At 54.6% G+C, this 12825-nt stretch carries 12 protein-coding genes; 7 read left to right on the plus strand and 5 right to left on the minus strand.

The genetic code is table 11. The features are described from left to right. The first annotated feature begins 185 nt into the window (after positions 1–185). From glmS to phoU, 6 genes are all read left to right on the plus strand, one after another. Positions 186–2015 carry a glutamine--fructose-6-phosphate transaminase (isomerizing) gene (gene glmS / locus DBY68_RS11895; RefSeq protein WP_108476247.1) on the plus strand — a complete coding sequence of 610 codons (1830 nt, stop codon included), beginning with the start codon at positions 186–188 and terminating at the stop codon, positions 2013–2015. A gap of 301 nt (positions 2016–2316) precedes the next feature. Further along, positions 2317–3357 (plus strand): phosphate ABC transporter substrate-binding protein PstS, encoded by a 1041-nt coding sequence (gene pstS / locus DBY68_RS11900; RefSeq protein WP_108476248.1) that lies wholly within the window; start codon positions 2317–2319, stop codon positions 3355–3357. Positions 3358–3484: 127 nt separating this feature from the next. After that, a complete protein-coding gene (pstC, locus tag DBY68_RS11905) occupies positions 3485–4444 on the plus strand; it encodes a phosphate ABC transporter permease PstC (RefSeq protein WP_108476249.1) in 960 nt (319 codons plus the stop codon). After that, entirely contained in the window at positions 4444–5334 is an 891-nt protein-coding gene (pstA, locus tag DBY68_RS11910; RefSeq protein WP_108476250.1) for a phosphate ABC transporter permease PstA, read from the plus strand. The genes pstC and pstA overlap by 1 nt, the downstream gene beginning before the upstream one ends. A 46-nt stretch (positions 5335–5380) precedes the next feature. After that, positions 5381–6154: a phosphate ABC transporter ATP-binding protein PstB gene (pstB, locus tag DBY68_RS11915; protein WP_015966605.1), complete on the plus strand. Its 774-nt coding sequence runs from the start codon at positions 5381–5383 to the stop codon at positions 6152–6154. 13 nt (positions 6155–6167) lie between these two features. Beyond that, on the plus strand, positions 6168–6893 hold the full coding sequence (gene phoU / locus DBY68_RS11920) for a phosphate signaling complex protein PhoU (protein WP_015966606.1): 726 nt from the start codon (positions 6168–6170) through the stop codon (positions 6891–6893). Between the two features lie 61 nt (positions 6894–6954). Here phoU and yieH read toward each other — a convergent pair whose 3' ends face one another. Then, positions 6955–7620: a 6-phosphogluconate phosphatase gene (gene yieH, locus DBY68_RS11925; RefSeq protein ID WP_108476252.1), complete on the minus strand. Its 666-nt coding sequence runs from the start codon at positions 7618–7620 to the stop codon at positions 6955–6957. A 168-nt stretch (positions 7621–7788) separates the two neighbouring features. On the opposite strand from yieH, the gene adeP reads away from it, so the two are divergent. Continuing rightward, the gene (adeP, locus tag DBY68_RS11930; RefSeq protein ID WP_108476253.1) at positions 7789–9126 is read left to right on the plus strand and encodes an adenine permease AdeP; all 1338 of its coding nucleotides are present in this window, start codon (positions 7789–7791) and stop codon (positions 9124–9126) included. A 55-nt stretch (positions 9127–9181) separates the two neighbouring features. Here the strand turns inward: adeP and DBY68_RS11935 are convergent, their stop codons facing one another. The 4 genes from DBY68_RS11935 to DBY68_RS11950 form a co-directional block, all read right to left on the minus strand. Further along, entirely contained in the window at positions 9182–9748 is a 567-nt protein-coding gene (locus DBY68_RS11935) for an NADPH-dependent FMN reductase (protein WP_108476254.1), read from the minus strand. Positions 9749–9786: 38 nt separating this feature from the next. Beyond that, positions 9787–10536 carry a hypothetical protein gene (locus tag DBY68_RS11940; protein ID WP_108476255.1) on the minus strand — a complete coding sequence of 250 codons (750 nt, stop codon included), beginning with the start codon at positions 10534–10536 and terminating at the stop codon, positions 9787–9789. 170 nt (positions 10537–10706) lie between these two features. Next, positions 10707–11666 carry an HTH-type transcriptional regulator YidZ gene (gene yidZ / locus DBY68_RS11945; RefSeq protein WP_108476256.1) on the minus strand — a complete coding sequence of 320 codons (960 nt, stop codon included), beginning with the start codon at positions 11664–11666 and terminating at the stop codon, positions 10707–10709. Beyond that, positions 11635–12819 carry an MFS transporter gene (locus DBY68_RS11950; protein WP_108476257.1) on the minus strand — a complete coding sequence of 395 codons (1185 nt, stop codon included), beginning with the start codon at positions 12817–12819 and terminating at the stop codon, positions 11635–11637. The genes yidZ and DBY68_RS11950 overlap by 32 nt, the downstream gene beginning before the upstream one ends. Positions 12820–12825 lie beyond the last annotated feature (6 nt).

The raw sequence follows: 12825 nt of genomic DNA on the forward strand, positions 1-12825 counted from the left end.
GGCCTGATAAGGCGAAGCCGCCATCAGGCAGACAGGAGATGAGGGGATAAAATAATCCTCCGCTCAAATTGCTGTATCTATAAAAATAACCCCACTCTCTACAAAGGCTCGGGGCGCCCGAAAATACGGGCATACAGGTTGACCGACAACGACTGGCATATCGCCAAAATCGGAATTAAAAAACTATGTGTGGAATTGTAGGCGCAGTCGCGCAACGTGATGTAGCTGAGATCCTTCTCGAAGGTTTACGTCGTCTGGAATACCGTGGTTATGACTCCGCGGGTCTGGCGGTCGTTGATGAAAAGGGCAACATGACCCGTCTGCGTCGTCTGGGTAAAGTCCAGATGCTCTCTCAGGCGGCGGAAGAACACCCGCTTCACGGCGGCACCGGTATTGCTCACACCCGTTGGGCAACGCACGGCGAACCCTCAGAAACCAACGCGCATCCGCATGTTTCTGAACACATTGTGGTGGTGCATAACGGCATCATCGAAAACCACGAACCGCTGCGCGAAATGTTGCAGGGCCGTGGCTATACCTTCGTGTCCGAAACGGATACCGAAGTGATCGCCCACCTGGTGCACTGGGAAATGGAACAGGGCGGCACACTGCGTGAAGCTGTGCTGCGCGCGATCCCACAACTGCGTGGCGCGTATGGCACCGTCATTATGGATACCCGCAATCCGGAAACCCTGCTGGCCGCACGTTCGGGTAGCCCGCTGGTTATCGGCCTTGGCATGGGTGAAAACTTTATCGCCTCTGACCAGCTGGCGCTGCTGCCGGTTACTCGTCGCTTTATCTTCCTCGAAGAGGGCGATATCGCGGAAGTGACCCGCCGCGCGGTAACCGTGTTTGATAAATCTGGCGCAGAAGTAAAACGTCAGGATATTGAATCCAATCTCCAGTATGACGCAGGCGATAAAGGTATTTACCGCCACTACATGCAGAAAGAGATTTACGAGCAGCCGAACGCCATCAAAAACACTCTGACCGGTCGTATCAGCCATGGCCAGGTGGATTTAAGCGAACTGGGCCCGAACGCCGACGAACTGCTGTCGAAAGTCGAGCATATCCAGATCATCGCCTGCGGGACGTCCTACAACTCCGGTATGGTTTCTCGCTACTGGTTTGAATCGCTGGCGGGCGTACCGTGTGACGTGGAAATCGCCTCTGAATTCCGCTATCGCAAATCCGCGGTGCGTCGTAACAGCCTGATGATCACCCTGTCTCAGTCTGGCGAAACGGCAGATACCCTCGCGGGCCTGCGTCTGTCGAAAGAGCTGGGTTACCTCGGTTCTCTGGCAATCTGTAACGTACCGGGCTCTTCGCTGGTACGTGAATCCGATCTGTCGATGATGACCAATGCGGGGACTGAAATCGGTGTAGCGTCCACCAAAGCGTTCACGACGCAGTTGACCGTTCTGCTGATGCTGGTGGCGAAACTGGCAAACCTGAAAGGTCTGGATGCCTCTATCGAGCACGACATCGTTCATGGCCTGCAGGCGCTGCCGAGCCGTATCGAGCAGATGCTGTCGCAGGATAAACGCATTGAAGCGCTGGCAGAAGATTTCTCTGACAAGCATCACGCATTGTTCCTCGGTCGTGGCGATCAGTACCCGATCGCGCTGGAAGGCGCGCTGAAGCTGAAAGAGATCTCCTACATTCACGCAGAAGCTTACGCTGCAGGCGAGCTGAAACACGGCCCGCTGGCGCTGATTGACGCGGATATGCCGGTTATCGTGGTTGCACCGAACAACGAACTGCTGGAAAAACTGAAATCCAACATTGAAGAAGTTCGCGCGCGCGGCGGCCAGCTGTATGTCTTCGCCGACCAGGATGCCGCCTTCACCAACAGCGACAACATGCACATCATCGAGATGCCGCACGTTGAAGAGGTGATTGCGCCAATCTTCTACACCGTGCCGCTGCAGTTGCTGGCGTACCACGTCGCGCTGATCAAAGGCACCGACGTTGACCAGCCGCGTAACCTGGCAAAATCGGTCACTGTAGAGTAATCGCACCAGACTCCACCTTCGGGTGGAGTTTTTTTTTTACGCCAATCCCCGCCTGAGATTTATGACAATCTGTCATTTTCAGCTATGGTTTCTGATGTCATAAAAAGAAAATATTGCTGAAATCTGAAATTCGTAACAACTAACAAGTTATTGAAATTTATAGTTTTTATATCTATATTTTCGATAAGCACCTCCTTGTCATAAAACTGTCATATTCCATACATATAACTGTCACCTGTTTGTCCTATTTTGCTCATCGTAGCCATTAAACAATGCTTTATGAATCCTTCCAGGAGACATTATGAAAGTTATGCGTACCACCGTCGCCACTGTTGTCGCCGCGACCTTATCGATGAGTGCTTTCTCTGTATTCGCAGCAGCAAGCCTGACAGGCGCTGGTGCAACATTCCCGGCGCCGGTGTATGCCAAATGGGCTGACACCTACCAGAAAGAGACCGGTAATAAGGTGAACTACCAGGGCATCGGTTCTTCTGGCGGCGTAAAACAAATTACCGCTAACACCGTGGATTTCGGCGCATCGGATGCTCCGCTGTCTGACGAAAAACTGGCGCAGGAAGGCCTGTTCCAGTTCCCGACCGTTATCGGCGGTGTGGTTCTGGCTGTAAACATTCCGGGTCTGAAATCTGGCGAACTGGTGCTGGACGGTAAAACCCTGGGTGACATCTATCTGGGTAAAATCAAGAAGTGGGATGACGAAGCCATCACCAAACTGAACCCGGGCGTGAAACTGCCATCGCAGAATATCGCTGTGGTACGCCGTGCGGATGGTTCAGGTACCTCCTTCGTCTTTACCAGCTACCTGGCGAAAGTAAACGAAGAGTGGAAATCCAAAGTGGGTGCAGGCTCTACCGTAAACTGGCCGACTGGCCTCGGCGGTAAAGGCAACGACGGAATTGCAGCGTTTGTGCAGCGTCTGCCGGGGGCGATTGGTTATGTTGAATACGCTTACGCGAAACAGAATAACCTGGCCTACACCAAAATTGTTTCCGCTGACGGTAAACCGGTAAGCCCGACCGAAGAGAGTTTCTCTAATGCTGCCAAAGGCGTCGACTGGAGCAAATCCTTCGCGCAGGATCTGACGAACCAGAAAGGTGACGATGTGTGGCCGATTACCTCCACCACCTTCATCCTGGTGCACAAAGAGCAGAAAAAACCTGAGCAGGGCGTCGAAGTGCTGAAGTTCTTCGACTGGGCTTACAAAAACGGCGCGAAACAGGCTAACGACCTGGATTACGCTTCACTGCCGGATAGCGTGGTTGAGCAGGTTCGTGCCGCATGGAAGACCAGCGTGAAAGACAGCAGCGGTAAAGCGCTGTACTAACGGGAAATATTGACGAAAATGGCGGGTGGCGCTGCGCTTACCCGCCCTACGGTTCACACTGTAGGCCCGATAAGCGTTTACGCTATCGGGCAACTTCGTAAAACGCGTTTAACGGAAAGAGTGATTTATGGCTGCAACCAAGCCTGCTTTTAACCCACCGGGTAAAAAGGGTGACATGATCTTCAGCGCGCTGGTAAAACTGGCAGCGCTGATTGTGCTATTGATGTTGGGCGGCATTATCGTGTCCCTGATCATCTCCTCCTGGCCGAGTATCGAAAAATTCGGCTTCTCATTCCTGTGGACCAAAGAGTGGGATGCGCCGAACGATATTTACGGTGCGCTGGTTCCCATTTACGGAACCCTTGTAACCTCCATTATCGCGCTGCTGATCGCCGTTCCGGTGAGTTTCGGCATCGCCCTGTTCCTGACGGAACTGGCCCCCAACTGGCTGCGTCGCCCGTTAGGTATCGCCATTGAACTGCTGGCGGCTATCCCGAGTATCGTTTACGGCATGTGGGGCCTGTTTATCTTCGCCCCGCTGTTCGCGACGTACTTCCAGGAGCCGGTTGGCAACGTTCTCTCCAACATCCCGTTTGTGGGTGCACTGTTCTCCGGCCCGGCCTTTGGTATCGGGATTCTGGCGGCAGGCGTGATCCTCGCCATCATGATCATCCCGTACATCGCGGCGGTCATGCGCGATGTGTTCGAACAAACGCCGGTAATGATGAAAGAATCCGCTTACGGCATCGGCTGCACCACCTGGGAAGTTATCTGGCGCATTGTGCTTCCGTTCACCAAAAATGGCGTCATCGGCGGCATCATGCTGGGCCTTGGCCGCGCGCTGGGTGAAACCATGGCGGTGACCTTTATCATCGGTAACACTTACCAGCTCGACAGCGCCTCGCTGTATATGCCGGGCAACAGTATCACCTCGGCGCTGGCAAACGAATTCGCGGAAGCGGAATCCGGGCTGCATGTTGCGGCGCTGATGGAACTGGGTCTGATCCTGTTTGTGATTACCTTTATCGTGCTGGCGGCGTCTAAATTCATGGTGATGCGTCTGGCGAAAAACGAGGGGGCGCGTTAATGGCTACGCTCGATATGCAAAACACCGCGGCCCTGGCGGAATCTCGCCGCAAAATGCAGGCGCGTCGCCGCCTGAAGAACCGCATCGCACTCACGCTTTCCATGGCGACGATGGCGTTCGGTCTGTTCTGGTTGGTGTGGATCCTGATGTCCACCATTACTCGCGGTATCGACGGAATGTCGCTGGCGCTGTTCACCGAAATGACACCGCCGCCGAACACGGCGGGTGGTGGTCTGGCGAACGCCCTGGCAGGCAGTGGTTTGCTGATCCTGTGGGCGACGGTATTTGGTACGCCGCTCGGCATCATGGCGGGGATTTATCTCGCGGAATATGGCCGTAAATCGTGGCTCGCAGAAGTGATTCGTTTTATTAACGATATCCTGCTTTCCGCACCGTCGATTGTCGTGGGTCTGTTCGTCTACACCATCGTGGTGGCGCAAATGCAGCATTTCTCCGGCTGGGCCGGGGTGATTGCGCTGGCGCTGTTGCAGGTGCCAATCGTTATTCGTACCACCGAAAACATGCTCAAACTGGTGCCCGATAGCCTGCGCGAAGCGGCTTACGCGCTGGGTACGCCGAAATGGAAGATGATCTCGGCGATTACGCTGAAGGCGTCCGTTTCGGGGATCATGACCGGTATCCTGCTGGCGATTGCCCGTATCGCGGGCGAAACCGCACCGCTGCTGTTTACCGCGCTCTCGAATCAGTTCTGGAGCACCGACATGATGCAGCCGATCGCCAACCTTCCGGTCACCATATTTAAATTTGCGATGAGCCCGTTTGCCGAGTGGCAGCAACTGGCCTGGGCCGGGGTACTGATTATTACCCTGTGCGTACTGCTACTGAATATTCTGGCGCGCGTGATTTTCGCGAAGAAGAAACACGGTTAATTTTTGCGGCGTGGCGGATGCCGCGTCGGATGAGGAAAAGAGTGAGATGAGTATGGTCAATACTGCCCCGGGTAAAATTCAGGTTCGTGATTTGAACTTCTACTACGGTAAATTCCATGCCCTGAAGAACATTAACCTGGATATCGCCAAAAACCAGGTAACGGCATTTATCGGGCCGTCCGGCTGCGGGAAATCCACGCTGCTGCGTACCTTCAACAAAATGTTCGCGCTCTACCCTGAGCAGCGTGCGGAAGGGGAAATTCTGCTCGATGGTGACAACATCCTGACCAATACCCAGGATATCGCGCTGTTGCGTGCAAAAGTGGGCATGGTGTTTCAGAAACCGACGCCGTTCCCGATGTCAATTTATGACAACATCGCCTTTGGTGTGCGTCTGTTTGAAAAGCTCTCGCGCACCGACATGGACGAGCGCGTGCAGTGGGCGTTGACCAAGGCCGCATTATGGAACGAAACCAAAGATAAACTGCATCAGAGCGGGTACTCTCTCTCCGGTGGTCAGCAGCAGCGTCTGTGCATCGCGCGCGGCATCGCGATTCGCCCGGAAGTGCTGTTGCTTGATGAACCGTGCTCCGCGCTTGACCCCATCTCCACCGGGCGTATTGAAGAGCTGATCACCGAACTGAAACAGGATTACACCGTCGTTATCGTGACCCACAACATGCAGCAGGCTGCGCGTTGCTCGGATCACACGGCGTTTATGTACCTGGGCGAGCTGATTGAGTTCAGCGACACGGATGCACTGTTCACCCGCCCGGCGAAGAAACAGACTGAAGATTACATTACTGGCCGCTACGGTTGATTTGGAGTTAACCATGGACAACCTCAATCTTAATAAACACATTTCCGGCCAGTTCAACGCTGAACTGGAAAGTATCCGCACCCAGGTGATGACCATGGGCGGCATGGTCGAGCAGCAGCTCTCCGACGCGATTACCGCGATGCACAATCAGGACAGCGATCTGGCCAAACGCGTGGTGGAAGGCGACAAACAGGTCAATATGATGGAAGTCGCTATCGATGAAGCGTGCGTGCGCATTATCGCCAAACGCCAGCCGACGGCGAGCGACCTGCGCCTGGTGATGGCGATTATCAAAACCATCGCCGAGCTGGAGCGTATTGGTGACGTTGCGGATAAAATCTGCCGCACGGCGCTGGAGAAGTTCTCTTCTCAGCACCAGCCGCTGCTGGTGAGCCTGGAATCGCTGGGCCGCCACACGGTACAGATGCTGCATGATGTGCTGGATGCCTTCGCACGTATGGATCTCGACGAAGCGGTGCGTATCTACCGCGAAGATAAGAAAGTCGATCAGGAATATGAAGGCATCGTGCGTCAACTGATGACGTATATGATGGAAGATCCGCGCACTATCCCGAGCGTATTAACGGCGCTGTTCTGCGCGCGCTCTATCGAGCGTATCGGTGACCGCTGCCAGAATATCTGCGAATACATCTTCTACTTCGTGAAAGGGCAGGATTTCCGTCACGTGGGCGGCGATGAGCTGGATAAGCTGCTGGCAGGGAAGGATCCGAAAGAGTAACCAGCAAAGCGCGCGATCGGTTCCCTCTCCCTGCGGGAGAGGGTTAGGGTGAGGGGAAACATCACCTCACGATATCCCACCCGCGCGCCTTCCACAGCGCTGGCAACTGTGCCAGATCGGTAAACGTCGTCACTTTCGGATGATCAATTGGCTTGTTATGCGGGTCGGCGCAGAAGTAGAACACCTCCATTCCCGCATCAATTCCCGACTGCGCGCCAGCGGAAGAGTCATCCACCAGAATGCAGTTCTCCACGTTGACGTTCATCGCCTTCGCCGCGTGGAACATCAGCGCCGGGTCCGGCTTCCAGCGCTGGATGTCGTAGCCGCTGAACAGTTTTTCCGGGAAATGGTGCAACATCTGAAGTTTGCCCAATGAGTGCTGCATTTTGCTGACCGGCCCGTTAGAAACCACGCACATCGGCACTTTCATGGCATTCAGCAGCGTATCTGCCCCGGCGATTATCTCAAGTTCCGAGTCGAACAGGCGTGCGACCTCTGCGCGATAAACCGGTTCCAGATCTGCGCGGGCGAGATTCACCCCGTGCTCTGCGTTAATGATGTCGATGATCTCGTAGAGTTTCACGCCTTTAAAACGTTTAAAGATCTCTTCGAGATCAAGCGTAATGCCAAACACTTTGAACATATGGACATACGCGCGAGAACAAATCACTTCGCTGTCGACCAGCGTGCCGTCACAGTCGAAAAATACTGCTTCAATCCCGGACATATCATTCCCTTAATAACAAGTTTAACGTTTTCGTACTGCTGAATTGAGAGACGCAATCGTTGCCGTATAAGCAAAACAGATGAAAAAAAGTATCTCGCAACCGCGCCTATTGTCGCATTTTGGTATAGGATAGCGACGAATTTTCCTTCCTTTCTGCGGAAATAGATGATGAGCCAACAACAAACTACCCCGGCTTCCGGTCAGGGTATGCTGGAACGCGTGTTCAAACTGCGCGAACACGGCACAACGGCACGTACTGAAGTGATTGCCGGTTTCACCACTTTCCTGACGATGGTCTACATCGTTTTTGTAAACCCACAAATTCTCGGCGTGGCGGGCATGGACACCAGCGCGGTGTTTGTCACCACCTGCCTGATTGCTGCGCTGGGCAGCATCCTGATGGGCGTTTTCGCGAACCTGCCGGTGGCGCTGGCGCCCGCGATGGGCCTCAACGCCTTCTTCGCCTTTGTCGTGGTACAGGCAATGGGCCTGCCGTGGCAGGTGGGCATGGGCGCAATCTTCTGGGGCGCAATCGGCCTTCTGTTGCTGACTATCTTCCGCGTGCGTTACTGGATGATTGCCAATATCCCGGTTAGCCTGCGCGTGGGTATCACCAGCGGTATCGGTCTGTTCATCGGTATGATGGGCCTGAAAAACGCGGGCGTCATCGTAGCGAACTCCGAAACGCTGGTGGCGATTGGCAACCTGACCTCTCACAGCGTACTGCTGGGTGTGCTGGGCTTCTTCATTATCGCCATCCTGGCATCGCGCAACATTCATGCTGCCGTACTGGTCTCCATCGTCGTAACCACGCTGCTGGGCTGGATGCTGGGCGACGTGCATTACAACGGTATCGTTTCTGCGCCGCCGAGCGTCATGACGGTTGTCGGTCACGTTGACCTGGCGGGTTCGTTTAACCTGGGCCTGGCGGGCGTGATTTTCTCCTTCATGCTGGTGAACCTGTTCGACTCCTCCGGTACGCTGATTGGCGTGACCGATAAAGCAGGGCTGACCGACGAAAAAGGTAAATTCCCGCGAATGAAACAAGCGCTGTATGTGGACAGCATCTCGTCCGTCGCCGGTTCCTTTATTGGCACCTCGTCCGTCACCGCGTATATCGAATCCTCTTCCGGTGTTTCCGTCGGTGGCCGTACCGGCCTGACGGCGGTCGTTGTGGGTCTGCTGTTCCTGTTGGTTATTTTCTTGTCTCCGCTGGCCGGAATGGTACCGGGCTATGCGGCTGCAGGTGCGCTGATTTACGTTGGCGTGCTGATGACCTCAAGCCTGGCGCGCGTGAAGTGGGAAGACCTGACCGAATCTGTACCGGCGTTCATCACCGCCGTGATGATGCCGTTCAGCTTCTCCATTACCGAAGGTATTGCGCTGGGCTTTATTTCCTACTGCGTGATGAAAATCGGTACCGGCCGTTTCCGCGATCTCAGCCCGTGCGTGATTATCGTTGCGCTGCTGTTCGTGCTGAAGATTGTGTTTATTGACGGGCATTAATGCCCTCACCCTAACCCTCTCCCAGTGGGAGAGGGCCGGGGTGAGGGGAAATGTTCTACGCCTTAACCCGCAAAATATACTCGCCAAATGCGGTCAACTGACCGGTCAGATGATCCAGCGTGCCTTGCTCAATCACTTCACCCAACTGTGGGTCGACTTTGTTCTGAATCACGCCGCCCATAAACTCCGGCTTGTTCATCACCATTGCATCAAGGAAGACCAGAATCTGACGCAGGTGATACTGGCAGCGTGCGCCGCCAATCGCGCCCATAGAGCTGGTCTGAATCAGCACTGGCTTACCGGCCAGCGGCTGTTCTGGCAGGCGTGACAGCCAGTCGATAGCATTTTTCAGTCCACCCGGTACGGAGTAGTTATATTCCGGCGTCACAATCACCACGCCATCCGCCTGACGAATCTGCTCCGCCAGCGCTAATACGCTTTGCGGAAAACCCTCTTCCTGCTGAACGTCGGCGTCATACAGCGGGATATCGCCAATCGACGGCAGCGGAGCAACGTCCATACCCGCGGGCGCAATTTTCGGCAGGGTGCGCGCAACCATACCGTTAAATGAACCTTTGCGCAGGCTTCCCAGTAACGTAACAACTTTCAACGCTTCGGACATGATTACTCCTGTTTATCTACTGGCCAACGACGGCCAGGTTAATTGAGTATAAGAGCCTTATCAGCCGACAGGCTGGTGAATCGCATCAGACGAGCGTCTTCGGCATTTGCGCGCGTTTGTGCGTCAGGCAGGCTCTGCCAGCCGTGCTTACCGTCATATTGCCAGATTTTGAGCTTCTCAATGGCGGGCGTCGCGGCGAGTGACCAGACCAGCACATCTTCCGCATCGCTCAGCGCTTCCAGCTGTGCCAGACGGGCCGATCGTAAACGTCCCGAACCCGGTAACAACTGGAGCAGTTCAGGCTTATCGTGATGAATTTCACCGGTGAGTTTAAGAATGCTATGGCGGAGAGTCAGCAACTGAACCTGTGCTTCATTGGCGTCATTTTGATTTTTAATCCACAGCTTCTCATTACTGGTGAAGCCGTCACTTTCTGGATTCTGTGCCCGGGAAAGTGAGTAGGCAGAACGCTGTAGTTCAATATCGAGCCCGCATTTTCCTTCGGTGGTCAGCGCGACGCCGACAATATTTCCGGTGTAGGCCAGCGAAAAATCGGGAAGGTTGGGGTCACGAAAAACCGGCCTGCCATCAGGCTGATTGATGATTTCTGGCAATTCGCTAATGCCGTAGAGCATGAACACCAGCTCAGCGAGCAAGGCGCGTGATGCCAGAAAGCGTGTTCGTCGATGTGATGGTAACTCGCGGGCCGCATTATGGCAGGCTGTCGACAGCCTGACCGAGAGCATATGCCCGTCGTTCAGTATCCCTCTTGCAAAATGTATCGCCATTTTTCGCTCCGTGATTAATGGTCCGTTAATAAATTCCACCCTTATATTATCGGTGAAACGTATACGTTTTAATGCGGAAGCGCAGACATTGAAAGGGTCAGGAGAGGACTTTTACAATTTCTTAGTCGTAACAGTTAAATATGTCGCAAAAATGACATAAACAAGCAGGATCATTTAATATCCTGATATAGCGATGTGATGGTCTCCTTCAGCCAGATGAGTTTGGGGTTGTGGCTATTACGCTTGTGCCACAGAAGCGTAAAAGGCACCCTCATCTTCTCGCGCAGGCTCTCATCAAAGGGCAGCGGACGGGCAACCAGCGGTAGATGATGCTGCTGATTGTAGTGCTGACAGTAGAGCGGTGCGGTAGCGATCAGTGAATGATCCGGTTGGGCAGCCATAAACAGCGATTGCTCAAATCCCGGTAGGCTAAGGGCGATAGTGCGTTCGCGCCCCAGCTCTTGCAACACGTTATCCAGTGCCCAGGTGTCACTCTGTTCCCAGCAGATACTGATGTGCGGATAACGCAGGAAAGTCTCCAGATTCCACTCTTCGCGCAGCGCCGGATGATCCTCGCGTAGCCAGACCCAGGGAAGATCGGTAAACAGCACCTCGAAGTCGATCGACAGCGGCAGGGCGCTAAGTAATTCCCGTGAACGGGGATGCGTCTCGCGGCCTGTAAAACCAATATCCACCTCACCGCGCGTAATGGCATCCAGCGAGTCGTAATCCCAGTTACGCACTTTTATTGACGCCTGCGGGTAGCGCTGATAAATCTGCTGCGACAGCGAATTAAATTTCAGCATCATCAGCGGCGACTCGGCCGCCAGCTCAAATTTCAGCCCGCCCGGCGTCTCATTATGCGGCTTATCAAGAATTTGCTTCCCCATCTGCATCCAGTCCGCCAGATCCTGCTCAATGCTTACCATCAGCGGCGTCGGCGTCAGCCCTAATGGCGTATTGATAAACAGCGGGTCGTCAAACCAGGTGCGCAGCTTCGCCAAAGACTTACTGACCGCCGATGGCGTCACACTCATTCGCTTCGCTGCTTTGGTTACGCTACGCTCCTGCGCCAGCAGTTGCAGGCATAACAGCAGGTTAAGATCGAGGCTGGTGATGGATTTCTTCATGGCGATGCGCGGTCCTGTTGGGCGTGACGGCGAGAATCAGCAATAGACTCAATATGCTACAGGCAATCAGAATCCCGATCAGCATATTCAGCGCATTGAGGCCGAGCACCGCCGCCAGCCAAATCCACAGCGAAGATCCACAGACCTGAGCAATGCCCAGTACCGAACTGGCGACGCCCGCGCGCAGGGCGAACGGGCCGAGTGCCTGGCTCATTGCCACGCCAAAGCCGACCGAGAACCCTGCGCAAATCAGCGTAATGCCAAACAGCGTAACAGCATGGGTTGACGCAAGAATGAGCACCACGCCTGCCGCCAGAAACAAACACTGCGAGGTCATCATCAGCGTGCGCGGCTTAAAGAGACTCAACGCAAACGGCGTTGAGAACGAGACGGCCATGCTTACGCCCGCCGTTAACGCCATAGTGGTGGCATACTCGCCGCGCGCAAAGCCCATCATCTCCATCAACAGCACCGGTGACGTATTCACAAAGGTGAGGATCACCGAGACGCTAAGCGTAGTGATGGCAAGGCGGCTGAGGAAGAATCGGTCGAGTAGCGATTCGGGTGAGGGCGCAGAGTGTGTGGTGGCATTTTGTTGTTTATCGGGCCGCGTCTCTTTCAGTACCAGCAGTGAGAGCAGGAACACCAGTACGCCCATGGTCAACATCGTCCAGAACAGGCTCTGCCAGGGATAGCTGAGCATGATCAGATGTCCCATCACGGGTGCCAGTACGGGCACAATGCAGGTGATACCGTTCAGCAACGACAGCACTTTGGCACGCCGCTGTTCATCCAGCGTATCGCGCAGAATCGCGAAGGCGACAACATAGCAGTTCCCCGCTCCAAACCCTTGTATAAAACGGCCAATCAGAAACAACGAACTCTCCTGTGCCAGCGCGCATAGCGCAGAGGCCAGAATAAACGTCACCGCGCCAAACAGTGCTACAGGCCGGCGCCCTGAGCGATCGGCGGCGCGTCCGGCAAACAGCATCGCGGTCGCCATACCGGCCAGATAAACCGAGAAGGCAATATGCAGCTGCGCCTCGCTGGCGTTGAGATCGGCGGCAATGCGCGGTAAACCCACCAGATACATATCGATTCCGGCAGGGTAAAGCAAAACAAGGGCGAAACTACACAGAAGATAGCGGGCCATAGCGTC

It is taken from the genome of Pseudocitrobacter sp. RIT415 (assembly GCF_003057695.2).
In the GTDB taxonomy this organism is placed as follows: Bacteria; Pseudomonadota; Gammaproteobacteria; order Enterobacterales; family Enterobacteriaceae; genus Pseudocitrobacter; species Pseudocitrobacter faecalis.